The organism is Staphylococcus felis (genome assembly GCF_003012915.1).
GTDB lineage: Bacteria > Bacillota > Bacilli > Staphylococcales > Staphylococcaceae > Staphylococcus > Staphylococcus felis.
The window spans coordinates 1,856,703-1,883,022 of the sequence record NZ_CP027770.1 but is presented as its reverse complement, the minus strand read 5'-3'; the positions used below and the strand labels follow the sequence as shown (position 1 = coordinate 1,883,022).

Sequence of the window (26,320 nt, the reverse complement as noted above, 5' to 3'; positions counted from 1 at the left end):
AGGATTATTATGGTAAAAATAGCATTCACTGGTGGTGGCACTGTAGGCCATGTATCAGTCAATTTAAGCTTAATTCCTACAGCTGAAGCAAAGGGGCATCAAACGTTTTATATCGGATCTAAAACTGGGATTGAACGTGACATGATTACTTCTCAACTCCCACATACACCTTATTATGTCATTTCAAGTGGTAAATTACGTCGTTATCTATCATTTGAAAATATTAAAGACATTTTTAAAGTTTTAAAAGGGATAGTTGATGCTCGTAAGATTTTAAAACGGGAAAAGCCAGATATTGTTTTTTCTAAAGGGGGATTTGTTTCAGTTCCAGTAGTATTAGCAGCTAAGTCATTAAACATTCCTACAATTATACATGAATCTGATTTAACTCCTGGTTTAGCAAACAAAATCGCTTTGAAGTTTGCCAAAAAACTTTACACGACCTTTGAAGAAACACTTAAATACGTGCCTAGTACAAAAGCTGATTTTATAGGTGCAATCGTACGTGATGATTTAAAAAATGGGAATGCTGAAAGAGGCTACCAATTAACAAAACTTTCTCCCCATAAAAAGACTTTATTAGTGATGGGTGGAAGTATGGGTAGCTCAAAAATAAACCAAGCTATTCGTAAGAACCTAGATACATTACTCTCAAAATACCAAGTTATTCATTTGACCGGTAAAGGGCTTAAAGAAAATGCTATCCAAAAAGAAGGATATGTACAATATGAGTTTGTTAAAGAGGAGCTCACTGATTTGTTAGCTATTACAGACTTTGTTATTTCTAGAGCAGGATCTAATGCCATTTATGAGTTTTTAACATTGCGTATACCTATGTTACTAATCCCTTTAGGCCTAGACCAATCAAGAGGAGATCAAATTGACAACGCCAAATTTTTTGAAGCACAAGGATACTCTATAATGTTAGATGAATCTGAACTCAACGCAGATACATTAAATGACTCTATTAGCATGTTAAGCCAAAATCGAGAGCAGTATTTAGAAAAAATGATGTCGTTTAATGAAAGTTATACAAAAGATGCACTACTTGAAAAGATTTTAAAAGATGCATTGAACTAGGGAGGATTTAGACTTTTGAATCACTGGAAAAGAATCTCATTATTAATTATTTTTACTTTAATCTTTTCTACAATAGCTTTATTTCATGAGTCACGCATTGGAAAATGGATTGACAATGAAGTATATACTTTTATATATTCTTCTGAAAGTTTCATATCAACTTCCATCTTCTTTGGTGCTACTCAAATTGGTGAAGTTTGGGCAATGATGACGTTATCATTATTAACAGTAGCATTATTGATGCTATATCGATATAAAGTTGAAGCACTATTCTTTGCGTTAACTATGATTTTGTCAGGTGTTTCAAATCCAATTTTAAAAAATATTTTTGATAGAGAACGCCCTACATTGTTAAGATTAATTGATATATCAGGTTTTAGTTTCCCGAGTGGACACGCTATGGGATCTACTGCTTTTTTTGGTAGCCTAATTTATATTTGTCATCGAGTCCTAAAAGGGAAATCCAAATCTTTCATCATTGCTTTATGCGCAATGTTAATTGTGTTAATTTCTACGTCCCGTGTTTATTTAGGCGTGCACTACCCAACTGATATATTGGCAGGCATCGTCGGCGGTGTCTTTTGTATTATATTGTCACAGCTCATACTTAGAAAACCATTACAGCTATAAAGTAACTTTTTATTATTCCAAAGTGTGGCATAACGCAACTACCTACGTAAACACCACTAACAACATCTTATATATAGAGAGAAGCCCAAGATACCTTTGTACCTTGGGCTTCATTACGGCTGTAAACAATAAGTATCTACTCTAAAATTTTTAGAATAGATACCATTGTAATAGTGAGAAATAAACAATGTTACATATAAACTCACTCATAAACGTTAAAAAATCAACGTATATTTTTACGGGCATATAAAAGGGGATATTTATTTGAAAATGATTAAATCAAAGAACGAATTGTAGTGGGGGGTCGTTAGTATTGATAATCATTTTCAATTACATTATACCTTATTGAGAATGATTGTCAATTAAAAAATGAGAATTTATTTTACTTTTTTTATTTCTTAAGTTGAAATATGATTATAGTGAGGTGACAACATGGTAAAAGTATTAATAGTAGAGGATGAACAAAACTTAGCTCGTTTTATTGAACTGGAATTAAAACATGAAAATTATGAGGTTGATATACAATATGATGGTCAATCAGGATTACATAAAGCCTTACAACAAGATTATGATTTAATTTTGTTAGATTTAATGCTCCCCGAAATGGATGGCCTTGAAGTATGTAAAAGAATTCGAAAACATAAAAGTACACCTATCATTATTATCACAGCAAAAGGTGAGATTTACGATAAAGTTACAGGTCTAGATTATGGTGCTGATGATTATATCGTTAAACCTTTTGAAATTGAGGAACTACTCGCAAGAATGCGTGCAAGAATACGTCGCTCATCTAACCAAATCACCCAATCTAATATCATTAATATAGATGGATTAACCATTGACAAAGACGCTTTTAATGTTACTTGTAATAATGAAAAGTTGGAATTAACTAAAACAGAATTCGACTTGCTTCTTTTATTAGCAGAAAACAAAAACCATGTCCTACATCGTGAACAAATTTTAGATCATGTATGGGGATATGAATCAGTAGTTGAAACAAATGTAGTGGATGTGTATATCCGATACTTACGAAACAAATTAAAAGCATACAACAAACAGAAATTAATCGAAACCGTTCGTGGTGTTGGGTATGTGATAAGGCAATGAAACAATCAACTTTAAAAACAAAGTGGACTTTGGTCACAACTATCATCACATTTTTAATTATTTTTATTTTTTGTTTACTCATCATATATGCCATCAGCAGCTTGCTTAAGCAAAATGAATTGACGAAAGCTGAAAACAGCTTAGATGATGTATTGAATTTATTAGACACTAAGCCATTCAATGATATCAGTGCAATTGAATATAATTCCGTAACGGATAGTTATCAAAAAGTGATTATATTCAATCAAAATGGGCATCAACTCGTAGAAAATTCAAATACAACTAATATTGAATATAGTCCACCTTTTAAAAAATATCATATTCGCAATATTAAAATCATAAATTCACAAAATAATTCTTATGTAGTTGTCTTTAGTCCAGTAGATACCGATTATTTCAGCGGTTATGTCGTCATCGTCCATTCACTTGATGTTTATGAAGATTTATTAAATTTTATTACTTATTTAGCTTTAATTTTTGGTTTAATAGCTTTATTTGTAACAGCAATGATAAGCTATATTTTTTCATCACAAGTAACAAAACCTTTGAATATTATTACCGAAAAAATGACTCAAATTAGGCGCGATGGCTTTCAAGAAAAGTTACATATTCAAACAAATTATGATGAAACAGATGCCCTTATCGATACTTTCAATAATATGATGATTAAACTTGAAGATTCCTTTAATCAACAGCGACAATTTGTTGAAGATGCTTCTCATGAATTACGAACACCGTTGCAAATTATTCAAGGTCATTTAAATTTAATACAACGATGGGGTAAAAAAGATCCCCTCGTCCTTGAAGAATCACTGAATATTTCTATAGAAGAAATTAATCGTATAACGAAGCTTGTAGAAGAATTATTAATGCTAACTAAAGATGATGTACGTTTATATGAAAATATAATAGAACAAGTAGATGTTAATGATGAGATAAAAAATCGCATTAAAGCTTTGCAAAAATTGCATAAGGATTATCAATTCAATTTTAAAACTAATCAAGAGAAAATTTTTCTAAACATCAACTCCTTTCATCTTGAGCAAATATTGCTTATTTTTATAGACAACGCGATAAAATATGACAAAATCAATAAAAAAATCATCATTGAAACTCGTTTAATTAATAATAGACTCATGATTTGCATAACAGATTACGGAATGGGCATACCTATCAAAGACCAAGCACATATATTCAACCGTTTTTATCGCGTAGACAAATCAAGGTCACGTCAACAAGGCGGCAACGGCTTAGGACTATCAATTGCCCAAAAAATTGTAAATCATTACAACGGCCATATTTCTGTAAAAAGTGAATTGGGTCAATTCACAACATTTACAATTACATTTAATGAAATTTAGGAAGCAACTGAACTGTCTTTTTGCCTTTAAATGTTCACAATTTAATGCTATCATTGAACTGTAAGCGTTTTAACTTTTTTCTGTGGAGGGTGGATTATGAAGAACGATAAACAGGTGACAGAGGCGCCTGTAAACTTCGGAGCCAATTTAGGATTAATGCTAGAACTATATGATCAATTTCTAGAGGATCCAAGTTCAGTTACTGAAGATTTACAAGTACTCTTTAGTACAATTAAAGATGGTGAACCTAGTGTCACATCTCAAACGAGTCAATCAAGTTCGGGGGATAGCACAATCAAGCGTGTTATGAGGTTGATTGATAATATTAGACAATATGGGCATTTACAAGCTGACATTTATCCTGTAAATAGACCGGAAAGAAAAAATGTACCTAAGTTAGAAATTGGCGATTTTAATTTAGATAAGCAAACGCTCGAAGGTATATCTGCAGAAATTGTTTCTGATCATTTTAAAGATATTTATGACAACGCATATGAAGCAATTTTAAGAATGGAAAAACGTTATAAAGGCCCAATTGCATTTGAATATACACACATTAATAATAATAAAGAACGTGTATGGCTAAAAAGACGCATTGAAACACCATATAAAGCAAACTTAAACAAAGAAGAAAAAGTTAATTTATTTAAACAATTGGCGCATGTGGAAGGCTTTGAAAAGTATCTCCACAAAAATTTTGTTGGTGCAAAGCGTTTTTCAATCGAAGGTGTAGACGCTTTAGTGCCTATGATTGCTCATACAATTAAACGTGCTGCTGAGGAAGAAATTACAAATATTCAAATCGGTATGGCGCACCGTGGACGCCTTAATGTATTAACTCACATATTAAGAAAGCCTTATGAAATGATGCTATCTGAATTTATGCATACAGATCCTATGAAATTCATTCCTGAAGACGGTAGCCTATCGCTAACTTCTGGTTGGACAGGTGATGTTAAGTATCATTTAGGTGGCTCTAAAAAAATTAGCGATCACGGAATCGATCAGACAATCACACTAGCTAACAACCCGAGTCATCTAGAAGTTGTAGCGCCAGTCGTAACTGGACGAACACGCGCCACTCAAGATAACACTCAACAACCTGGCCAAGTGTCCACTGAATATAATAATGGTATGCCAATCATTGTTCATGGTGATGCTGCGTATCCTGGGCAAGGTGTCAACTTTGAAACAATGAATTTGGGTAATTTAGATGGCTTTAATACTGGCGGTACAATGCATATTATTACGAACAACCGCATCGGTTTTACAACGGATCCTGAAGATGGCCGTTCAACAACATACGCTACAGATGTTGCAAAAGGGTATGATGTACCAATTATGCATGTCAATGCTGATAATATCGAAGCAACTATTGAAGCAATAGATATTGCTATGGAATTCAGAAAAACTTTCCATAAAGATGTTGTCATCGATTTAGTAGGGTATCGCCGTTTTGGCCACAATGAAATGGACGAACCTACTCTTACAAATCCTATCCCGTACAAAGAAATCAAAAAGCATAGTACAGTCGAGTACATCTATGGAGAAAAGCTTGTTGACGAAGGGATTATCGATAAAACTGAAATGGAAAACATCATCGAAAATGTGCAAAAAGAAATGCGCAAAGCACATGATCGTATTGATAAAAATGATAAAATGGATAACACTGATATGGATATTCCTGAAGAAATTTCAGAACCTATTTCAAGTAATGACTCCGAGTTATCTTTTGAACGACTCAAAAAAATCAATGATGCTATGTTGACTTATCCAGATCAGTTCAATGTATTAAAAAAATTAAATCGCATTTTAGAACAGCGACGTAACCCATTTGATGATGAAAAAGGATTAGTAGACTGGGCACATGCTGAGCAGTTAGCATTTGCTACTGTTATGCAAGAAGGTACACCTATACGCATGACTGGTCAAGATTCTGAAAGAGGTACTTTTAGCCATAGACACGCAGTTTTACACGATCAAGAAAATGGCGAAACTTATATCCCGTTGCAAAACGTACCTGATCAAAAAGCAACATTTGATATTCATAATTCACCACTTTCTGAAGCTGCTGTCGTTGGTTTCGAATATGGATATAATGTTGAACATCCAGAATCATTCAATATTTGGGAAGCTCAATTCGGAGACTTTTCAAATATGGCACAAATGTATTTTGATAACTTTATATTCTCCGGTAATGCAAAATGGGGTGAACACTCAGGTCTTACGTTCTTTTTACCACATGCATTTGAAGGACAAGGACCAGAACATTCATCTGCACGTCTAGAGCGTTTTTTACAGCTTGCATCTGAAAATAATATGACAGTTTGTAATTTATCAAGCTCGAGTAACTATTTCCATTTATTACGTGCACAAGCAGCAAGTTTAGGTACTAAAGCAATGCGTCCACTTGTTTTAATGTCACCAAAAGGACTATTAAGAAATAAAACAGTGGCTAAGCCAATTAAAGAATTTACATCCGGTAAATTTGAGCCGATTTTAATTGAATCACATGATACATCAAAAATTAAAAAAGTCATTTTAGCATCTGGAAAAATGTTTATTGACTTAAAAGAAAAACTACAAGAAGAATCCAATTCTGAAATTTTATTAATCGCGGTAGAGAGATTATATCCGTTCCCAGAGAGTGAGATATTAGATGTTTTAAGTACATTACCTAACTTAGAAACTGTCGCTTGGGTACAAGAAGAGCCACAAAACCAAGGCTCTTGGAATTTTGTATATCCTATCTTAAATCGCATAGTTGGAGATAAGTATACGTTAGTTTATCACGGCAGAAAGCGTCGTGCTGCACCATCTGAAGGTGATGGCGAAATACACAAACTGGTTCAAAATATCATTATTGAAAACAGCTTAAATATATAGGGGGCAATTTAAAAATGGCAGAGGTTAAAGTTCCAGAATTAGCAGAATCTATCACAGAAGGTACTATTGCAGAGTGGTTAAAACAAGTGGGGGATACTGTAGATAAAGGTGAAGCAATTTTAGAGTTAGAAACTGACAAAGTTAATGTTGAAGTCGTTTCTGAAGAAGCCGGAACTATTCAAGAACTATTAGCAGAAGAAGGAGATACGGTTGAAGTAGGTCAAGCAATTGCAGTAGTCGGTGAAGGTGGCGCTTCAGCTGAACAATCTCAAACTAAAGACTCAGATCAAGCATCTAAACAAAATGAAACAGAAGATAAGGAAGAAAAAGCTGAAAATCAATCCGACAAACAATCGTCATCTCAAACTTCAAATGAACGTATCAATGCAACACCATCTGCGCGTCGTGCTGCTCGTGAAAAAGGTATTGATTTGAGCGATGTGGCTAGTAAAGCAAACGATGTCGTACGTAAAGAAGATGTAGAAAAAGGGGCACAAAAGAAAAATTCTAATTCAGAACAATCATCTCAAAAATCACAACCACAACAACAAGCACATCCATCTAAACCTGTTATTCGTGAAAAAATGAGTCGTAGAAAGAAAACTGCCGCTAAAAAATTACTTGAAGTAAGCAATAATACAGCGATGTTAACAACTTTCAATGAAGTTGACATGACTAATGTTATGAACTTACGTAAACGTAAAAAAGAACAATTTATGGAAAATCATAACGGCACTAAACTCGGTTTTATGTCATTCTTCACTAAAGCCGCTGTTGCTGCTTTGAAAAAGTATCCTGAAGTTAACGCAGAGATTGATGGCGAATACATGGTTACAAAACAGTTTTATGATATTGGTGTTGCCGTTTCAACACCAGGCGGTTTACTCGTTCCAAATGTTCGCGATTGTGACAAGAAAAATTTTGCTGAAATTGAACAAGAAATTGCTGACTTAGCTGCTAAAGCTCGCGATAATAAACTGACACTTGATGACATGATGAATGGTTCATTCACGATTACGAATGGCGGTATTTTTGGCTCTATGATGTCAACACCAATTATTAATGGTAACCAAGCTGCAATTTTAGGTATGCACTCAATTATCACTAGACCTATCGCTGTTGATAAAGATACCATTGAAAATCGTCCTATGATGTATATTGCATTAAGCTACGATCATCGAATTATTGACGGTAAAGAAGCAGTTGGATTCTTAAAAACAATCAAAGAATTAATTGAAAACCCTGAAGATTTATTATTAGAATCTTAATACCATAATCAAATAAGCATTTGTACAATATATCACATCATATAATAAACATACTAAGATTAGCTGTGAAGAAATTTATGACGATAGATTTCTTCACAGCTATTTTTTATAGTTGTAGAGAGAAGTAGATCGAGCAGTCCCTTGGATCTTTGAATCCGCAATTTAAACTGATCAGCTTTACTCTCCTTTTGAAATTCGATTGAAGTATGTTGGGTTCTTGAAACCGTGTATAGGAAAATGAGATGAAAAAGGCTAAGTAAAGTTCAAAGCTTCTCAATTCTTTAAAGGAGGCTATATTTATCAATTACTTAGGTGTTGATATTAGTAAAAGAAGTAGTGTCGTAGCTCATTATCATAACGATCAATTTCAAAGAGAATTTACCATTCAAAATAATAAAAATGGTTATAATTATTTATTAAAGTATTTGAATGATTTAGACCACCTACAAATCATTTTTGAATCTACTGGTATTTATTCAAGAGGTATGACTCGATTTTGTCGCGTAAATCAAATTAATTATATTGAGATGAACCCGTTAGAAGCTAAATTCAGAACAAGTTCTTTAAGATCATGGAAAACTGATAAGTCAGACGCACATAAACTTGCGCAATTAGCACCTACTTTAAAAGGAATGGAAACCTTACCTATGTATGAAGCTATCTTCTTTGAGTTGCGAGAGCGTGTACGTTTTCATCTGGAAATTGAAAATAAACAAAATCGGCTTAAATTTGAAATTGTTGAACAGCTTCATCAAACTTTTCCTGGTTTAGAAAAATTATTTAGTAGTCGATATTCTATCATTGCACTTAACATCGCAGAACGATTTACTCATCCAGATATGGTGAGAAATATGGATATTGATACCCTTATTTCTTATATATTCAATTCGACTGATAAAGGTCTATCTATGAATAAAGCTGAAAATCACGCACACCAATTGGTTAACATTGCTCGGGAAAGCTATCCGAATGTCGATAGACATTCATTCCTTGTAGAAAAAGCACGGTTGTTAATTAGACAATTAAAACAATCTATACAACATCTTAAACAATTAGATGAAGACATGATTCAATTAGCGCAACAACTTGATTGTTTTGAACATATTCATTCAATACCAGGCATTGGAAAACTATCTGCAGCTATGATTATTGGAGAACTTGGAGATATTACGCGATTTAAATCGAATAAACAATTAAATGCATTTGTAGGCATCGATATCAAACGATATCAATCAGGTAGTACGCAAAGTAGAGACACAATTAATAAGCGTGGCAATAAAAAAGCAAGAAGATTATTATTTTGGGTGGTTATGAATATAATAAGAGGGCAGCATCATTATGACAATCATGTCGTCGATTATTACTATAAGCTAAGAAAGCAGCCTCATGAGAAAGCTCACAAGACTGCCGTCATCGCTTGTATTAATCGTCTCTTAAAAACGATTCATTATTTAGTAATGAATCAGAAATTGTACGATTATCAAATGTCCCCACATTAGCCAACCGTACAATCAAATACAGTGTAACACCTTATTCAAAAAAATTAAATTGAACGGGCTAATTTAGTAATGCTTATTTTAAACATAAAGACTTGACTAATCGTAGGAAAGAATTTGGGACATCAATCCCAAAATAATAGTGTAGAGATGGTTCAATCATGAATCATCTCTATGCTTTTCTTTTATCAATAATTCGTATTGTTTGGCTCGCATTTCCTAGGGGATGGGTCGAGCCCCGGTCTAGACGCTCATCCTATTCCCTCAGAAGTCTCGCCAACAATACTACGTGATATACATATAATTTTACATTAAAACACTTTAAAAAAAGACACTTTCATATCATTGAATGAATCATCTCATTATAAGAAAACTTCGAGATTTTTCAATTACTAAGAATGATGGCCCATCCTTTTTAAACTATCGATAAGCGCCATAAAATCTTGTAGACAGTTTACTAAGTACAACAGTTTTTAAGCATTATTTTTCTAAGATATGATACACTAACATTATATCCTCAATATCGATATGACATGACTTGGAAATGACAATAGTCATGATTTACTATATGCTCTGTTAGCAAGTTCATTTTATAAGTATGCTTCAATTATGCAACTTAAATATGATTTATACTAAAACCATATTAGGTTAGTAAATTTCAGGGGGAGTATTTTGTTATGACAGGTATTCGTAGTGTTACATTAGGAACTGAAAATATAGACAAAACCATTCATTTATTTCATAATATCATTGGTATGCGTTATGTTAAACGTGACACCACTGTTCAATTTGGTGATGTTTCATTAAATCCTGGCACACGCTTACAATTTGTTAAAATTCCTAGATCTTTGACACCTAATCAATCGCATTTTGAATCTATCGGTTTAAGAACACCGTCAGATCAAGGACTACAGGAATACAAAGATATATTCGAGCAAAATGATATCACATTTTCAGAAATAACTAAAATGAACGGTCATGCACATTTTTATATTCATGATCATCATACACAAAGGGTTGATATTTATTCAAATGAGCATAATAGCGGTGTGCAATTAGGTACGCCTGATGATAGCAGCTCTGTCAATCCGCTTCATCAAGTTCAAGGGCTAGGTCCTGTAATAGTAAGAACAAATGAAGTTTTGATTACAATAACTTTACTAACTAAAATCTTTAATTTTGAGTTATATGCTGAATATCAAAATCATGAGAACCAAACTGTCACTGTACTTCAAAGAGGACAAGGAGGACTTGGTTCCGAAGTGCATCTATATCAAGCGAAGACCCCCATACAATTATCAGAATATGGTATAATTGAGCAACTTGAGTTTACTGCTACAAATATAGATGAATTTCAAAATGCAATAGCACAGTTAAAACAGCATGATATCCCTTATCAAATGCTCCAAAATACACAGAAAAACACTAAAACAGTACGTGTTAGTGATACAAGTGGAATATCATTTTTATTAACTTTAGATATGAAAAAGGATGATTAATATGTTACATGAAACATGGAAAGAAAAACCGGCTATTAAACACGTAAAAGTCGTGCATACAGATGCTAGTAAATTTACTGTCAAAGATATGCTTACTATCGGTAAAACATATCCTGTAGTAAATGAAACAGAAGAGTATTATCAAATAATTGATAACTCAGGGCATGTCGGTGGATATTATAAAACTTATTTTGAAGAAATTTAATATTTAACAAATGAATACACATTGAAAAAAAGCGGGGATATGATATATCCACGTCTTTTTCATGTTTAAACAGAAAGGTGATTTAAAAATGCAACAACTTAACACTCATTATATTAACTCTGACAAAACGGTTTATGAAGATGCTAAAAAAATGTTTGATTTAAATAAAAATATTTTACTCAAAGGACCCACAGGCTCTGGTAAAACAAAATTAGCAGAAACATTAAGTGCTGATGTTAATTTGCCAATGCATCAAGTAAATTGTTCTGTTGATTTAGACGCTGAAAGCTTACTCGGTTTTAAAACGATACAAACTTCAGACAGTGGACAACAAGAAATTGTTTTTATAGATGGGCCTGTTATTCAAGCGATGAAAAAAGGACATATTTTATATATTGATGAAATAAATATGGCTAAACCTGAAACACTGCCTATTTTAAACGGTGTTTTAGATTACAGACGCCAATTAACAAATCCTTTTACAGGGGAAGTCATTAAAGCTGCTTCTAGTTTCAAAGTAATTGCAGCAATTAATGAAGGCTATGTTGGTACTTTACCAATGAATGAAGCACTTAAAAATAGATTTGTAGTAATCAATGTAGAATATATTGATGGGGACATATTAAGTGACGTAATTAAAGCACAAAGTTTATTGCAAGATGAACAACTGATTTCACAAATCATTCAATTCAATGCTGACTTACGTACTATGACACAACAAGGACAACTTTCAGAAGAAGCTGCAAGTATTCGCGCTCTGATTGATATGAGTGACTTAGCTACTGTCATGCCTATCGAAAGGGCTATCAAACGTACAATTATTGATAAATTAGAAGACGAACGTGAACAACAAGCCATTCTCAATGCCGTTGAACTTAATTTTTAAAGGATGATTATTTATGAGTGAGCGTTTTATAATGTTTAATGATGAACAACTTGATGCTATGAAAGTGATGATGCTTCAAGATTTAGCACGTTTATTATTAAAAAACAAAGATGTTAATGTAAAAATCCACAAATTCCCTTATTATGATGCGATTGATAATGAGTTGATATGTAGTTCATTTTGGGCGCATCGACCCGAACGCATTGAACACACCGGACTTAAAACGGATGTCCTATTAGCAACTTATAGTTATTTTAATATGGATCCACAGATAGTTAATGAAGTGCTATCTAATTCTGAAGCGTTTTCACACCCTAAACTATATTTTCAACTTTTCAAAATGATAGAAGAAATGCGCATCTTAAATCTCATCACCTCAGATCGCCCGAAAGCTAGAGCAATGGTTAATCTTAGAAAAAGGACACGACTTCAATATTGTGAAACGCAAATAAAAGTTTATCAAACCAAAACTTTATTTACGGAATTATTTTTCCTTAATCTTGAAAAGTCATTTTTAACAGAAAATTTTTATGATGTTCCTATGATACACGCTAGTGTAAATGATAAATTACATTTAATTTATCAATATTTACCTGATTCATTTAATCTTACCTCTAGCGAAGACACTCTGTTTTTAGTTCAACGTATTATGTTTCAAGTTGATCATATATTACAAGAAGACATGTTAAACGAATACTATCATATACCACGTCATGTTTATACAGCATTATCCGATATGACACTTGATGATATTAAACGTATGGACGCTGCGAATGTAGATGGTCAAACTGATGAATCTGATGAAGATACACATTCGGAAAATGTTGCATCTAAATCTAGCGATAGTGAAACGGCTGGTGGCGCTTACTTAGAAACTGAACTACACGAAGGCGAAAATAGTGAAGTCATTTCCGATAATGATACCGCACGTGAAGGAGACGCTTCTGACGATATGACTGATATGATGGCTAAAAAGGGGAAAGGACTCAGTAATGATGTTAAAGATAACGAAGAAGGCGGATTCTCAGGCATTTCAACGCCTACACTTTTATTAAATGGCATCAACCAATATGTCGATATTCAATGGCATACACCTGAGATTACCCCACAGCATTTTGAAAGCTATCAACAAGTCAAAGCAGATGTTCAATTTGAAACCAAAGATTTAATTCAAATTATCAAAAAGACGATAGATCGAGAATATCAAGATATACGTACGAACTTAACAAAAGGTCGACTTCAAAAAAATCTCATCAATTGGTTTATTGACGATCAATATAAGTTATTTTATAAAAAAGCTGATTTAAGCCAAACATTTGATGCTACATTTACATTGCTTATTGATGTATCTGCCAGTATGCATGACAAAATGGCAGAAACTATTAAAGGTGTAGTACTCTTTCATGAAACGTTAAAAGCGTTAAATGTTAAGCATGAAATCCTAGCATTTAGTGAGGACGCTTTTGAAACAGATGAAACATATCAACCCAATATTATTGAAGAAATTATGACTTACCATCGTTCGATATATCATGGCGAGGCACCACGCATCATGTCTTTAACACCACAAGATGATAATCGTGATGGTGTTGCAATCCGTGTGGCAAGTGATCGATTACTTAAACGCTCCGAAACACAAAAATTTCTAATAGTTTTTTCGGACGGTGAACCGTCAGCATTCAACTATAGCCAAGATGGTATACTGGATACTTACGAAGCTGTCGAAGCATCACGTAAGCTAGGTATCGAAATTTTCAATGTCTTCTTAAGTCAAGAACCGATTACGGAATCTATCGAACAAACTGTTCATAATATTTATGGGCAGTACGCTATTTTTGTTGAAGGTGTATCACATCTTCCAAGTTTACTTTCCCCATTGTTGAAAAAGTTATTACTCAAATCATTTTAGTAAACTAACGCGCAAAATGGCTATACAATTTTCAAATTTTCAGAAATCTTATAGACTTCTAATTTTATCTGTGATAGAATAAATCATGTTTACTAGCAAGGAATTTAAGGAGAAGGTTTATGAACAAAAATACTATATTTATTGGCTTTATGTTATTTGCAATTTTCTTTGGGGCAGGTAACTTAATTTTCCCACCGAACTTAGGTTTATCAAGTGGTGAATATTTTTGGCCAGCTATTATTGCATTTGTAATAACAGGGATAGGTTTACCACTTTTAGCAGTAGTAGTTGGTGCATTAGATAAACAGGGGTATATAGGCGCTATTAACAAAATTCATCCTGTATTTTCAGTTGTTTTCCTATTAGCAATTTATTTAACTATTGGTCCTTTATTTGCTATTCCAAGGACTGCATCAACATCATTCGAAATGACAATCACTCCGATTATCAATTCAGGCAACCCGCTTTGGTTGTTTATTTTTACTATTGTTTATTTCATTATTGTCTTATATTTATGTTTAAACCCAGGTAAAATTGTTGATCGTATAGGGGCTATTTTGACACCATTACTTCTTGTAACGATTTTAGCTATGATTATCAAAGGGTTTGTAGACTTTAGTGGAAATGCAAAAAACGTTGCAGATCCTGAAGTGTTTTCAAGTAACTTATCTGGTTTCTCAAAAGGATTCACAGAAGGTTATTTAACAATGGATGCTATTGCTGCTATCGCATTCTCGATGATAGTCGTAAATGCAGTTAAAGCTACAGGCATTAAGCACGCAAATGAGATTTTCAAACAAACTGCAATGGCTGGTGTTATTGCTGCAGCTGCTTTAGCGTTTATCTATATTTCTCTTGGATTTATAGGTAATCATATGATTATTTCTGAAGATACGATGAAACAGCTTGTTGATCAAAACCAAAACATTGGTACATATTTATTGGTTACAATGGCTAATACAGGATTTGGATCATTGGGTAAATATTTACTTGGTATTATCGTTGCATTAGCTTGTCTTACAACAGCATGTGGACTTATCGTATCAGTAAGTGAATATTTCAACAGTATTTTACCAAAAGTCTCATACAAAGCTTATGTTATTATTTTCACAGTTATCAGTTTAGTACTATCTAATCTCGGATTAAATGCAGTTATCAAACTATCAATTCCAGTATTGTCAATTATTTATCCAATTGCAATCACGACCGTGTTAATGATTTTAGTAGCGCGTTTTATTCCTACTAGACGTGTTGTACAACAAGTGACGGTAGGTGTTATTACAATCGAATCCATTTTATCTGTAATTAACAGCAATGGTTGGGTTGAAATACATTTCTTAAATCAATTACCATTACATGCTTATTCACTTGAATGGTTCCCAATTGCCATCATTGTGTTTATCATTACATTTGTTATTAGTAATATAACTAAAAAATCTAGCATCATCGTATACGAAAAAGAATAAAAAAAGGTGGCAAGATATCTTTGAAACCCTATTTTATCGATAGAAAGGGGATTCAAATAAAATATTTTGCCACTTTTACTATTCAACTGAACTTTATTATTTGTCAAAAGCACTATCACGCTGATTTTCCGCTACATTTAGACGTTTTCTTAAGTCTCCTTCTAAATCTTGCAAAGTTTTTTCAGCTTCTAAACGTTTTTGCTTCCCATCTGCTTGAATTTGTAATGTCTCTTCAATAGTTTGAATAATATTATCTTGTGTTGTTTTTAATGTTTCAATATCCACAATACCACGCTCATTTTCTTCAGCAGTCATACGTGCATTTTGCTTTAACAATTCTGAATTTCTTAATAAAATTTCATTTGTTGTATCAGTTACTTGTTTTTGTGTTTGTGCTACTTTATTTTGACGTTGCAATGTCAAGGTGATTGCCATCTGATTCTTCCATAATGGAATACTAGTTAGGATAGAACTTTGAATTTTTTCGACTAATGCCTGATTAATATTTTGAATCATGCGTATTTGAGGTGCCGTTTGTAACGTGATTTGACGTGATAATTTTAAATCATATATTCTTTTGTCTAATCTATCGTTGAATTGTTCCATATCTGCAACATCTTGAACAGCCATTTGATTGTCTGATTGCCTTGCTTTATCTCTTAATTCAGGTAACAAAACCTTTTCTATTTCCTCTTTTTTCTGTTCTGCAGCTGCAATATAAATAGTGATGACATCATAGTAATCTTTGTTTTGATTGTATAGTTCATCAAGCATATGAATGTCTTTAGACAATAAGGTCTTATTTTTATCTAAAGTAATAGATATACGATCTACCTGTGCACTGACAGATTGCATTCGGGAAAATAAGTGTTGCATTGAATTTTTAGATCTCTTAAAAATTTTCTTTAAAAAATGATCGTTTTTTTGTGTTAACTCATCAGGATTAACTTCCTTTAATTTTTTCATAAGCGCATCCAATGTTTCTCCAATTGGGCCTGTATCTTTAGATTGTATCTCATCTAACATTTGATGAGAAAAATGGGAGAGATGCGACTGGGCTTTTGCACCATAATTTAATAAACTATCATGATCTAACGGTTTAATTTGCTGCGCTAATGTATTGATTTTATCTATATCTTGCTGAGAAAATTGAGGCTTTTGATTAATATTCTCATCAGTCCCATAGTTTTCGTTATGATTTAGTTCTGAGCTCTCAATACTATTAAAATAGTCATCTAATGGGTGAGAGGATTGAACGTTTGATTTTTCACTCATTTATCTGACTCCTTTCTCGAACGCCTCTGTTTGTATATTTGATTCAGTTTCATTTCAGTATCTAATTGCTCATAATCTGAAGCATTGATTTGTTTTAAATCAGCAATAAGTGTTCTACGTACTTCCTCTAATGTCAATCTCGTTTGTTGAAGTGTTTGACGTTCATCTTTTGACTTCAAAGGCATTTTAGAAAGACGTGTGTAGCTTTCTATCAAATTTAATGCATGATCAATATGAGAATAATAAAAGCTTTCGATATTAAAAAAATGAAACGGTCTATGTTTAACTGATTGATTTATAGTACGCGCTAGTCGATATATATCATTAATCAGTCTAAAATCTTGAATGGATCGTATTTTTATAAATGATTTAAGTATACGCTTTGTTTTCCCCTGAGCCATCATGATTTGATGTTGAATATAACGATAATCTTTTCGGGTAAGATTCATTTCTTGGAGATATGCACGTGATGTTAATCTTTGTGTTGGGATATAACTCAACACAAATCCGCCAATCCCGATTAAGACATCAAATATTAACCATACATCTATTGTGAAAATACTAGTTGTAAAAACAATCAAAGACACTGGTATTCCAACTAAAGTACCAAAAATGCGTGATAGATTATATCTCATCATAATCGTCCTTTAAGATATAGCTCTAAAATTTTTAAATGTATGATTCACTGCCTCTTCATCAATTGTATAACTTGACACCGATGAAGCTGGGGAAGCACCGTTTGTAACCGATTTAATAAATGATTTTAACTCATCTACATCGCCTTGAGCATGTACTTCTACATAATCATTAACATTCGCAACTGTTCCTACAATGCGATACTGTTTAGCAATGCGTTCCGTAAAATAACGAAAACCCACGCCTTGCACACGCCCATATACTTTTATTACATATTGTTTCAATATAACCACCTCTTACTTTTAATTATACGGACTTTCGCTTTAAAACTCTAATAATTGAGTAGTATAATATAGACTATGAGGTTTTTAACTTGATTTTTATTTCTAAAACGATTACCTTGAAGATTATTGATACATTATTTGGAGGCTTTATAATGTGGAAGTTAGTTAAAATACGAGCTGATTATGAAGGCTGGTGGCTATTTGATGACTGGACTGAACATATTGTTGAGGAGCAGCATTATGATTCTTATCAAGCATTTATAGACGCTTATACTCAAATTATCAAGCGCTCAATGAATTTTTATGATAATTATATTTTAGGCAAATACAATATCTATGCGTTTTATAATAATTGTGATTTGAATTTTTGTGAGCATTGTGATGAAAATTTACAAATTTTTTATAGTTATATTACATTAGAAAATGAACAAATTTTTTATAATCTGCCAGTCATTGACTAATTGAAAATTTTAATTTCTGTATTGCAAATAGAAAGTGGTTACATTATAATAGGATATAAGCAATTGTATTATTCCATATTGCAAAGAATATTTAGCTTTTATGAAGTGTGAATTAGTATTTTTTGTAATATGCGAATAATTGCATATTGAATTTTAGTCTTGGAGGTTTCACAGATTATGAAACAAAGTACAGTAAAATGGTTTAACGCTGAAAAAGGTTTTGGTTTTATCGAAGTTGAAGGAGAAAACGATGTATTCGTACACTTCTCAGCTATTAACCAAGAAGGATACAAATCATTAGAAGAAGGTCAATCAGTTGAATTTGAAGTAGTTGAAGGCGACCGCGGTCCTCAAGCTGCAAACGTTGTTAAACTATAATAAATAGATGCAATGTTGACTAAAAAAAACAGTGAATGGTGATTCACTGTTTTTTTTATTTCATTCAAATCATATCGACCGTTATTTGATGGTTCTATAGTAAATCGGACTGGTGTATAAATAATTTCATTTATTTGATTGTTCCATAAAGCCTCACTTTTCTAGGCGCCTCACCTCAACTCATTTTAAGATTGAACTTACCCAATCTTAAAATGGATTTTCGGTTACGGCAAGATGCCTCATAAGTCTCGGCTTAGGAAACAATCAAATTTGCTGTGTTTATTCGCACCCCTAAGTTATAAAATATGTTTTACCAACTCAATTTTACTGATTTATGTTGTATTAAAAGAGGTATTAATGTTCAAGACTTTATGATCACACAACGAAAAAGGAGTTAAGCAATCCATTATTGCGTAACTCCTTAATTTAATGCGACCAATCCAATTTAACTGAGAGCCTATTTGATATCATTAATGATTAATTGACGTAAACTTTGACGCTTGATAACCTCACGGGCTTTGCCATTTTGTACAAAATAAACTGCAGGCTTCTGCATTTGATTGTAATTAGATGCCATACTATAATGATAAGCGCCTGTTGTTAAAATAGCGATATAATCTCCTCGTTGAATTGTAGAAGGGCATTGCGCTTCATGTATAATGATATCTCCAGATTCGCATAACTTCCCAGCAATGGTTACCGTTTCATCAACTTTATCGTTACGATTAACGAGTAAAGCTTGATATTTTGCATCATATAAAGATGTACGTATATGATCACTCATACCACCATCAATTGATACATACTTATTAACTGAAGGAATTTCTTTAATTGTTCCTACTTCATATAATGTTATACCTGCTTCTGCAACAATCGAACGTCCAGGCTCAACACTCAGTTTAGGTAGGGGATACTCAAGTGTGTGACAAGTCGATTTTATACTTTCTATTATTTCAGGTATGCCTTTTTCAATGTTAAATGGTTGATCATTTTCTGTATATTTAACACTGAATCCACCACCTAGATTTAATAATTCAATTGCAATATTCTTTTCTTTTAGCCAAGTTAAGACAATCTTTGCAGTTTCAATCATACCTTTTGTATCTTCAATTTGTGATCCTATATGAAAATGGATACCCTTCAAATTTAAATACTTCGATTTTTGTATTTGTGATACCGCTTTTTCAGCCAAGCCATATTTGATAGAGAGTCCAAATTTACTCTTTTCTTGGCCAGTTTGAATGAATTCATGCGTATGTGCTTCAACACCAGGATTAACTCTTAATAAAACATCTACTTTTTGAGAAGCATAGCTATCAATCAAATCAACTTCATCTAAAGCATCTATCACAAAATAGCCAATGTCATGATCTAATGCATATTGAATTTCATCTCTCGTTTTATTATTGCCATGAAAATGAATTCGTTTAGGATCAAACCCAGCCTCTAGCGCTGTATATAGCTCTCCCATAGACACTACGTCTAAATCAAAATTTTCTTCCTTTGCCAACTTGACCATTTGTATGCATGTAAAAGCTTTAGAGGCATATGATAACTCATAGTCGACATCACTTTTTCGAAATGCCTCATGATAACGTCTCATTTGTGTTCTGATTTGTTTCTCGTCATAAACGATTGTGGGTGTTCCAAAACTTTGAGCTAGCAACTTTAAATTTGTGTCCTGCATCGTTAATTCACCGTATTGATTATATTGTACTGTCATGATAAATACTCCTTTTTTAATGAATCGAGATTTAATGCACTGAGTTGTTCAGAATTTGCGCCGACCCCTTTGAATGTGTAATCATCAATTCGAAGCGTCTCATTATAAATGATGACTTCATCACCTGGTGACACATATTCATCAACTTCTACAAACATATGACTCATCATTAGTGCTCGAATAGGGTAGATTCGCTCGTTAATCATCACTTCATGCTTTGAGCGACTTCGCAAAATACCATCTCCATATCCAATATCAACTACCGCTAATTTTGTATTATTTTGTACTGCCGTATAAGCAAAACTATAACCGCAATGTTCACCTTTATGAACTGTTCTGACTTGTATTACGTTGGCTTTTAAAACAAGTGACTGAGAAATAGCATCTCTTTCTAAATTAGAGTAGGGACGAGAACCATATAAAGCTATACCTACACGCGCATGAGTATGCCTTTCAAGTAAGTGTCCTTCTCTAAAGTAACTTGCGCTATTTTGTGAATGAATCATTTCAAATCGATATCCTTCCTCATATAGTGATTCCACAATGTTCAACCAATCGTAACGCTCGGTTTCATACTCGGAACATTCAAATTCATCAGCATAACCAAAATGTGTCCACAATCCAGTAATTTTCATTTTAGAATTTTGATTGTCACTGTGTTCATTAAGAACTTGTTTTATTTCATCAAGAGACTTAAAACCTGAACGATGCAACAGATTCTCATATTCTATATGAACATGAATATCATATAGTTCGTCGCTATAACGATGATAGAACAATAAAGAAGGCAAAGTCATGTGTATCCCATATTGTCTCAGTTTTTCGAAATGAGTCGTTGCATTCATTAAAAATACAACCGCATTTGGGGCTATTCTTTTGACTTTTATAGCTTCATCAAGTGAAGTCGTGCTAAACGCTTCGATACCCGCTTCTAAAAATTGTCGAACAGCAAATTCAAGGCCATAATTATATGCGTTATTTTTTACAACAGCCATTATTTTTTGATTTCCCACAACTTGTCGAATATTCTTCTGAAAAATCGTTGTATCAACTTGCCAAGTAGCTACCATATTACACCTCTTTATAATTAAAAAGTAACCGTTCGTAATAGTTTGCAACATCAATTAAAATCTTTTCATCAAAGTTTAATGTAGGCGTGTGTAAACCTGATACGAATTGTTTTTCTTCATTTTTTACACCTACAAAAACAAAATACGATGGCGCTATTTGACGATAAAAACTAAAATCTTCTCCAAATAGGTAGGGTAATTCTTGTTCTATAATTTGCTGATGATTGAAACGAATGCTATCTAAAACATATTTTTTCAAAGTGGGATCATTAACAGTAGGAGGATAACCCTCTGCAAATTTGACATCACATTTAACATTAAATAATTGTTCAATACTTAAAGCTATTTTTTGCATTTGATTTTGAATCATGTGCAAGTCATTTAAATCATATGTACGTATTGTACCTTCTAAATATCCTTGACTCGGCACAGTATTAATTGCTTCACCTGCATTAAACCTTCCAATATGTACAATATTATGTTTCAAGCCATTTAGATGATACTGTTGTATTTGTGATAATTGTATCAGTAAATGTTGCAGACCTTGACCAGCTGAATAACCTTGCTCTTTATTAGCGACATGGCTTGACTGTCCATTTAAATAAAAACGATATTCTGTCGCACTTGCAGTAATTTCATGATCTTTCACAATATAATGTCCTTCATTTTCAAAAGGCATGATATGTATACCATATATTGCTCCAATTTCATATGGGTCAAATACACCTGACTGTATTAGTAAATTTGCACCGCCACCAGATTCTTCAGCTGGTTGGAAAATAAGAATCACATTATGTGGAAGTTGATTTTGAATTTGTAATTGTTTACAGCGTTTCGCAAATAGCATCAATGCCACAGTATGTCCATCATGGCCACATGCATGCATTTTATTCTCAACTTGACTTCGATAATGAATGTCATTTTCTTCATGAATAGGTAAAGCATCAATATCTGCACGAAAAGCAATTGTTTCATTAGAATTACCATCTAAATACGCAACTAACCCTGTGGCAAGAGGGCATTCATAATCAATATTCATCTCATCTAAAAAGCCTTTAATGTATTGCGTTGTTTGAAATTCTTCTAAACTTAATTCTGGATGTTCGTGTAAATAACGCCGATGTTGAATAACAAATTCGAGTTCGCTCATATTTTCACCTCAATTTAATATAAAAAGGCAGTGAGAAGGGGATACATCATCAAAATATATACCTTCTCCCACCTAAAGTTAAAGTCCATCCATTATGATGATTGATCTAAAGTTCGTAGTGCAGCAACTATTTCTCTTTTCGAATTTTCTACATCACTTGCATTTTTTATCACTTTAGCGGGAGTTCCTGCAACAACTGCTCCAGCAGGTACATTTTGAGTTACAACTGCACCTGCAGCAACTATTGCCCCTTTACCAACACGTACACCTTCTAAGATAACTGCATTCGCTCCAATTAATACGTTGTCTTCAATAACAACTGGCTCCGCACTAGGGGGCTCAATAACGCCCGCTAACACTGCTCCAGCGCCCACGTGTACATTTTTACCAGTTGTTGCACGACCACCTAATGTTGCATTCATGTCAACCATTGTGCCTTCACCGACTACTGCTCCTATATTAATTGTAGCCCCCATCATAACAACAGCTCCGTCACCAATTGTTGCATGCTCACGGATAAATGCACCTGGTTCAATTCTTGCGTTTGTATTCATAATATCTTTTAAAGGTATTGCTGAATTACGTCTATCCATCTCTATTTCCAAATCTTTGATAAGCATTTGATTTTCTTCATAAAATGCTTTCCATTCTGATGCTTCACAAAATATCACTTTTGAGTTATCTGAACCAAATACATTAAACGAGCTCGGAAATTGAATCTCACTAAACTCTCCGTTTATATATACTTTTAAAGGTGTGCTCTTTTTAGCATCACTAATATATTGAATAATTTCCTCTGCTGTAAAACTTTTAACCATAATTGAATCGCTCCTTTTATATGTTGTCAAAAGTATAATACCCTGACTGATAATGGATTAATTGCTTCGCTACCTTAATTGCACCGTTTGCAAATATATCTTTAGATTGCGCTGAATGTGTAAGTGTAATCGTTTCATCTATACCTGCAAATAGTATATGATGTTCTCCGACAATAGTGCCGCCACGAAGCGTATGAATTCCAATTTCATTTTGTTTACGCTTTGCGTCTTGGTCACTTCTATTATAATTAGGATACACATTTTGACGTAGCTCTTTAATAGCGTCGTATAATTTAACTAATGTTCCACTCGGTGCATCTACTTTTTGATTGTGATGGGCTTCTGTTAGTTCAATATCAAAATCATTGAGTAGTGGTACGGCTGTTTCAAGCAATTTGGATAATACATGAACACCATAACTCATATTGGCGCTAAAAAAGATAGGCATGTCTGAACTAAGTGCTTTTAAGCGTTCAGTTATTTTTTCTTTTTGTCCAGTAGTCGCAATGACTAATGGCAACTGGAATGAATCCTCTAGTAAAGGTAATAATAAATCTGGATGAGAAAAATCGATAGCTACATCTGCATCAGTCACTTCACTTATTTTGTTAAAAATAGGGTAGGGGACTTCTTTATCTTTGTTTTTCAAGATGACTCCAACGATTGAATGGCCATTTTCTTCAGCAAGTCTTGCAACACGTTGGTTCATTGCACCATACCCAATCAACAGAATTTTCATATTTTAACACCTACTTTAAATTGTTGATATGCTTTCTTTAATTCTCTTTGTTCATCATTCGTAAGTGTGACTAATGGCAATCTCACTTCATATGCTCCAAAACCTTCTAATGATGCTAAATACTTAATAGGAATTGGATTTATATCGATGCTTAGCGCTTTTAATAAATAGGCAATCGGTTCAAAACGCTTTGATCTATTTTCTTTATTTATATAAATATCTTGAAATGGTTGCGGTATTACATTAGCGACTACTGATATGACACCATGACCTCCACTAGCGTAAAAATCTACTATATTTTCGTCGTTCCCACTATAAATTGCAAAGTGATTCGTATCGACTAATGACTGTACTTCTTTTAAATATTCAAAATCATTTGTCGCATCTTTTAATCCTACAATGTACGGATTTCGACTCAGATGTTCGACTGTTTTAGGTTCAATCGTTGAATTTGTTCTAGAAGGCACATTGTATAAAATAACTGGTAATTGTGTCTCATTTGCGATTGTTTCAAAATGTTGAATCAATCCGCGTTGATTTGTTTTTAGATAGTAAGGTGTAATCAACATAATCGCATCTGCACCAAGAGATTTAGCTGTCAAAGAAGCTTTCAGTGAATTTAAGGTATTATTCGTACCCGTACCTACAATGACAGGGACTCTAGATTGATTCGCATCGATGACTGTTCTCAATATTTGATTCCTTTCGTCCTCTGTTAAGCTAGGATTTTCTGCTGTAGTTCCATTAACAACTAGCGCTTGAATCTGACGTTCAATAAGAAAGTCAACTTGTCTTCGTATTGCATCATAGTCTACTTTTCCATTTGTAAATGGCGTGATTAAAGCAACACCAGTACCTTCAAACAAATGTGACATAATTTATTCTCCTTTCAAATTCAAAACTTGTTCTAAAATTTGAACTGTATTTAACGCGGCTCCTTTAAGTAAATTATCTGATGTCACCCATATGTGAAATGTATTTTCAAGCGAGTTATCTTTACGAATGCGGCCTACAAATACTTCATCTTTCCCTGTAGAATGAATCGCAAGAGGGTACTCATTATTTTCGGGTCTATCAACTAAAACTACACGTTCATCTTGATCAAATAAATTTTGAATGTCTTTAACTGTAGTAGGGTGGTCAAGTGACACATTAATATGAACACTGTGGCTATCTTGCACAGGAACACGTACACATGTAGCTGTTACATTTAGATGAGGTTCATCAAGAATTTTTCGTGTTTCATCAATCATTTTGCGTTCTTCTTTTGTATATCCGTCTTCTAAAAATACATCGATATGGGGTAACACATTATTATAGATAGGATGAGGATACGCTTTTGGCTCTGCACCAACGGCACCATCTTCTAAATCCTTTTTACCTTGAATACCTGAACCAGAAACAGCTTGATATGTAGTATAGGCCACACGCTTTAATCCATATCGTTCTTGTAATAATTTTAAAGGGACTACTGATTGGATAGTCGAGCAGTTAGGATTAGCAATAATCCCTCTATTAAATGTTGGAGTATTTACTTCAGGTACAATTAAATCAATATCATCTGACATTCTCCATTGACTCGAGTTATCAACTACAATGGCACCGTGCTTTTCAAAAATAGGGGCAAAGTCTGCACTTGTTTGACCTCCTGCACTCATTAATACAAAATCAAATTTTTGAGATGCAGATGCTTCTGTTAGCTCTTGTACAATGTAAGTCTTATTTTGAAAGTTTACTTCTTGACCTGCTGAACGTTTTGATGAAAAGAGTGTCAGTTCATCAAAATTTATCTTTTTACGATTTAATGTTTCTAATATTTTTGTTCCTACTAAACCAGTAGCTCCAACAACTGCTAATTTGACCATATTCATTCACTCCATTTTTTGTGATATTAAGTATCATGAATCTTTAAAAGTAAATATTTTCGTATTATTCAGAAAATATTCCTTCTAAAAACATATATTATACAAAACAACCATTTCGAAATTAGTAT

At 33.3% G+C, this 26,320-nt stretch carries 24 protein-coding genes; 14 read left to right on the top strand and 10 right to left on the bottom strand.

All coding sequences use genetic code 11. From position 1 onward, the window contains the following. Nucleotides 1-9 precede the first annotated feature (9 nt). The 12 genes from C7J90_RS08750 to brnQ3 all read left to right on the top strand — a co-directional run bounded on the left by C7J90_RS08750 (nt 10) and on the right by brnQ3 (nt 15,793). A complete protein-coding gene (locus C7J90_RS08750; RefSeq protein ID WP_103208987.1) occupies nt 10-1,080 on the top strand; it encodes an undecaprenyldiphospho-muramoylpentapeptide beta-N-acetylglucosaminyltransferase in 1,071 nt (356 codons plus the stop codon). Nucleotides 1,081-1,095: 15 nt separating this feature from the next. Then, nucleotides 1,096-1,710: a phosphatase PAP2 family protein gene (locus C7J90_RS08745; protein WP_103208989.1), complete on the top strand. Its 615-nt coding sequence runs from the start codon at nt 1,096-1,098 to the stop codon at nt 1,708-1,710. Between the two features lie 432 nt (nt 1,711-2,142). Further along, nucleotides 2,143-2,817, top strand: a complete 675-nt coding sequence (locus C7J90_RS08740; protein ID WP_103208991.1) for a response regulator transcription factor — start codon at nt 2,143-2,145, stop codon at nt 2,815-2,817. Next, complete coding sequence (locus tag C7J90_RS08735; protein WP_103208993.1) at nt 2,814-4,178, top strand: HAMP domain-containing sensor histidine kinase; 1,365 nt, start codon at nt 2,814-2,816, stop codon at nt 4,176-4,178. The genes C7J90_RS08740 and C7J90_RS08735 overlap by 4 nt, the downstream gene beginning before the upstream one ends. A 96-nt stretch (nt 4,179-4,274) precedes the next feature. Then, nucleotides 4,275-7,064 (top strand): 2-oxoglutarate dehydrogenase E1 component, encoded by a 2,790-nt coding sequence (locus tag C7J90_RS08730; protein ID WP_103208995.1) that lies wholly within the window; start codon nt 4,275-4,277, stop codon nt 7,062-7,064. A 14-nt stretch (nt 7,065-7,078) separates the two neighbouring features. Further along, the gene (gene sucB / locus C7J90_RS08725; protein ID WP_103208997.1) at nt 7,079-8,332 is read left to right on the top strand and encodes a dihydrolipoyllysine-residue succinyltransferase; all 1,254 of its coding nucleotides are present in this window, start codon (nt 7,079-7,081) and stop codon (nt 8,330-8,332) included. 299 nt (nt 8,333-8,631) lie between these two features. Continuing rightward, on the top strand, nt 8,632-9,831 hold the full coding sequence (locus C7J90_RS08720) for an IS110 family RNA-guided transposase (RefSeq protein ID WP_280522916.1): 1,200 nt from the start codon (nt 8,632-8,634) through the stop codon (nt 9,829-9,831). Between the two features lie 674 nt (nt 9,832-10,505). Next, nucleotides 10,506-11,327 (top strand): VOC family protein, encoded by an 822-nt coding sequence (locus C7J90_RS08715; protein WP_103209075.1) that lies wholly within the window; start codon nt 10,506-10,508, stop codon nt 11,325-11,327. Between the two features lies 1 nt (nt 11,328). Further along, nucleotides 11,329-11,532: a DUF6501 family protein gene (locus tag C7J90_RS08710; RefSeq protein ID WP_103209076.1), complete on the top strand. Its 204-nt coding sequence runs from the start codon at nt 11,329-11,331 to the stop codon at nt 11,530-11,532. 88 nt (nt 11,533-11,620) lie between these two features. Continuing rightward, nucleotides 11,621-12,418 carry an ATP-binding protein gene (locus C7J90_RS08705; RefSeq protein WP_103209078.1) on the top strand — a complete coding sequence of 266 codons (798 nt, stop codon included), beginning with the start codon at nt 11,621-11,623 and terminating at the stop codon, nt 12,416-12,418. Nucleotides 12,419-12,431: 13 nt separating this feature from the next. Further along, on the top strand, nt 12,432-14,327 hold the full coding sequence (locus tag C7J90_RS08700) for a vWA domain-containing protein (protein WP_103209080.1): 1,896 nt from the start codon (nt 12,432-12,434) through the stop codon (nt 14,325-14,327). A gap of 119 nt (nt 14,328-14,446) precedes the next feature. Next, the gene (gene brnQ3 / locus C7J90_RS08695; RefSeq protein WP_103209082.1) at nt 14,447-15,793 is read left to right on the top strand and encodes a branched-chain amino acid-like transporter carrier protein BrnQ3; all 1,347 of its coding nucleotides are present in this window, start codon (nt 14,447-14,449) and stop codon (nt 15,791-15,793) included. 96 nt (nt 15,794-15,889) lie between these two features. On the opposite strand, the gene C7J90_RS08690 is transcribed toward brnQ3, so the two are convergent. Genes C7J90_RS08690 through C7J90_RS08680 form a run of 3 tightly spaced genes read right to left on the bottom strand, consistent with a single transcriptional unit; the run spans nt 15,890 to nt 17,988 of the window. Further along, nucleotides 15,890-17,068 (bottom strand): toxic anion resistance protein, encoded by a 1,179-nt coding sequence (locus C7J90_RS08690; protein ID WP_103209083.1) that lies wholly within the window; start codon nt 17,066-17,068, stop codon nt 15,890-15,892. Further along, nucleotides 17,065-17,703: a 5-bromo-4-chloroindolyl phosphate hydrolysis family protein gene (locus C7J90_RS08685; RefSeq protein WP_103209085.1), complete on the bottom strand. Its 639-nt coding sequence runs from the start codon at nt 17,701-17,703 to the stop codon at nt 17,065-17,067. The genes C7J90_RS08690 and C7J90_RS08685 overlap by 4 nt, the downstream gene beginning before the upstream one ends. Before the next feature lie 12 nt (nt 17,704-17,715). Further along, nucleotides 17,716-17,988, bottom strand: a complete 273-nt coding sequence (locus C7J90_RS08680) for an acylphosphatase (RefSeq protein ID WP_103209086.1) — start codon at nt 17,986-17,988, stop codon at nt 17,716-17,718. Between the two features lie 152 nt (nt 17,989-18,140). Between C7J90_RS08680 and C7J90_RS08675 the strand changes: the two genes are divergently transcribed. Both C7J90_RS08675 and cspA read left to right on the top strand, forming a co-directional pair. After that, nucleotides 18,141-18,449: a DUF1033 family protein gene (locus C7J90_RS08675; RefSeq protein ID WP_103209088.1), complete on the top strand. Its 309-nt coding sequence runs from the start codon at nt 18,141-18,143 to the stop codon at nt 18,447-18,449. A gap of 177 nt (nt 18,450-18,626) precedes the next feature. Beyond that, nucleotides 18,627-18,827 carry a cold shock protein CspA gene (gene cspA, locus C7J90_RS08670; protein WP_103209089.1) on the top strand — a complete coding sequence of 67 codons (201 nt, stop codon included), beginning with the start codon at nt 18,627-18,629 and terminating at the stop codon, nt 18,825-18,827. Between the two features lie 457 nt (nt 18,828-19,284). Here the strand turns inward: cspA and lysA are convergent, their stop codons facing one another. The 7 genes from lysA to C7J90_RS08635 form a co-directional block, all read right to left on the bottom strand. Next, the gene (gene lysA, locus C7J90_RS08665) at nt 19,285-20,550 is read right to left on the bottom strand and encodes a diaminopimelate decarboxylase (protein WP_103209091.1); all 1,266 of its coding nucleotides are present in this window, start codon (nt 20,548-20,550) and stop codon (nt 19,285-19,287) included. Beyond that, nucleotides 20,547-21,620, bottom strand: a complete 1,074-nt coding sequence (locus C7J90_RS08660; protein WP_103209093.1) for an alanine racemase — start codon at nt 21,618-21,620, stop codon at nt 20,547-20,549. Before C7J90_RS08660 ends, lysA begins: the two co-directional genes overlap by 4 nt. Before the next feature lies 1 nt (nt 21,621). Beyond that, on the bottom strand, nt 21,622-22,770 hold the full coding sequence (locus C7J90_RS08655) for a M20 metallopeptidase family protein (protein ID WP_103209094.1): 1,149 nt from the start codon (nt 22,768-22,770) through the stop codon (nt 21,622-21,624). Between the two features lie 92 nt (nt 22,771-22,862). After that, on the bottom strand, nt 22,863-23,588 hold the full coding sequence (gene dapD, locus C7J90_RS08650; protein WP_103209096.1) for a 2,3,4,5-tetrahydropyridine-2,6-dicarboxylate N-acetyltransferase: 726 nt from the start codon (nt 23,586-23,588) through the stop codon (nt 22,863-22,865). 16 nt (nt 23,589-23,604) lie between these two features. Then, on the bottom strand, nt 23,605-24,327 hold the full coding sequence (dapB, locus tag C7J90_RS08645) for a 4-hydroxy-tetrahydrodipicolinate reductase (protein ID WP_103209097.1): 723 nt from the start codon (nt 24,325-24,327) through the stop codon (nt 23,605-23,607). Further along, entirely contained in the window at nt 24,324-25,202 is an 879-nt protein-coding gene (gene dapA, locus C7J90_RS08640) for a 4-hydroxy-tetrahydrodipicolinate synthase (RefSeq protein ID WP_103209099.1), read from the bottom strand. Before dapA ends, dapB begins: the two co-directional genes overlap by 4 nt. Before the next feature lie 3 nt (nt 25,203-25,205). Then, nucleotides 25,206-26,192 (bottom strand): aspartate-semialdehyde dehydrogenase, encoded by a 987-nt coding sequence (locus C7J90_RS08635; protein WP_103209100.1) that lies wholly within the window; start codon nt 26,190-26,192, stop codon nt 25,206-25,208. Nucleotides 26,193-26,320: the final 128 nt, after the last annotated feature.

Bases quoted from the DNA above. Each gene is read 5' to 3' on its own strand.
- sucB (WP_103208997.1), top strand. From the start codon at position 7,079: ATGGCAGAGGTTAAAGTTCCAGAATTAGCAGAATCTATCACAGAAGGT.
- C7J90_RS08705 (WP_103209078.1), top strand. From the start codon at position 11,621: ATGCAACAACTTAACACTCATTATATTAACTCTGACAAAACGGTTTAT.
- C7J90_RS08710 (WP_103209076.1), top strand. From the start codon at position 11,329: ATGTTACATGAAACATGGAAAGAAAAACCGGCTATTAAACACGTAAAA.
- C7J90_RS08740 (WP_103208991.1), top strand. From the start codon at position 2,143: ATGGTAAAAGTATTAATAGTAGAGGATGAACAAAACTTAGCTCGTTTT.
- C7J90_RS08635 (WP_103209100.1), bottom strand. From the start codon at position 26,192: ATGGTCAAATTAGCAGTTGTTGGAGCTACTGGTTTAGTAGGAACAAAA.
- dapD (WP_103209096.1), bottom strand. From the start codon at position 23,588: ATGGTTAAAAGTTTTACAGCAGAGGAAATTATTCAATATATTAGTGAT.
- dapA (WP_103209099.1), bottom strand. From the start codon at position 25,202: ATGTCACATTTGTTTGAAGGTACTGGTGTTGCTTTAATCACGCCATTT.
- cspA (WP_103209089.1), top strand. From the start codon at position 18,627: ATGAAACAAAGTACAGTAAAATGGTTTAACGCTGAAAAAGGTTTTGGT.
- C7J90_RS08715 (WP_103209075.1), top strand. From the start codon at position 10,506: ATGACAGGTATTCGTAGTGTTACATTAGGAACTGAAAATATAGACAAA.
- C7J90_RS08700 (WP_103209080.1), top strand. From the start codon at position 12,432: ATGAGTGAGCGTTTTATAATGTTTAATGATGAACAACTTGATGCTATG.
- dapB (WP_103209097.1), bottom strand. From the start codon at position 24,327: ATGAAAATTCTGTTGATTGGGTATGGTGCAATGAACCAACGTGTTGCA.
- C7J90_RS08660 (WP_103209093.1), bottom strand. From the start codon at position 21,620: ATGGTAGCTACTTGGCAAGTTGATACAACGATTTTTCAGAAGAATATT.
- C7J90_RS08690 (WP_103209083.1), bottom strand. From the start codon at position 17,068: ATGAGTGAAAAATCAAACGTTCAATCCTCTCACCCATTAGATGACTAT.
- C7J90_RS08675 (WP_103209088.1), top strand. From the start codon at position 18,141: ATGTGGAAGTTAGTTAAAATACGAGCTGATTATGAAGGCTGGTGGCTA.
- C7J90_RS08655 (WP_103209094.1), bottom strand. From the start codon at position 22,770: ATGAGCGAACTCGAATTTGTTATTCAACATCGGCGTTATTTACACGAA.
- brnQ3 (WP_103209082.1), top strand. From the start codon at position 14,447: ATGAACAAAAATACTATATTTATTGGCTTTATGTTATTTGCAATTTTC.
- C7J90_RS08735 (WP_103208993.1), top strand. From the start codon at position 2,814: ATGAAACAATCAACTTTAAAAACAAAGTGGACTTTGGTCACAACTATC.
- C7J90_RS08685 (WP_103209085.1), bottom strand. From the start codon at position 17,703: ATGAGATATAATCTATCACGCATTTTTGGTACTTTAGTTGGAATACCA.
- lysA (WP_103209091.1), bottom strand. From the start codon at position 20,550: ATGACAGTACAATATAATCAATACGGTGAATTAACGATGCAGGACACA.
- C7J90_RS08730 (WP_103208995.1), top strand. From the start codon at position 4,275: ATGAAGAACGATAAACAGGTGACAGAGGCGCCTGTAAACTTCGGAGCC.
- C7J90_RS08750 (WP_103208987.1), top strand. From the start codon at position 10: ATGGTAAAAATAGCATTCACTGGTGGTGGCACTGTAGGCCATGTATCA.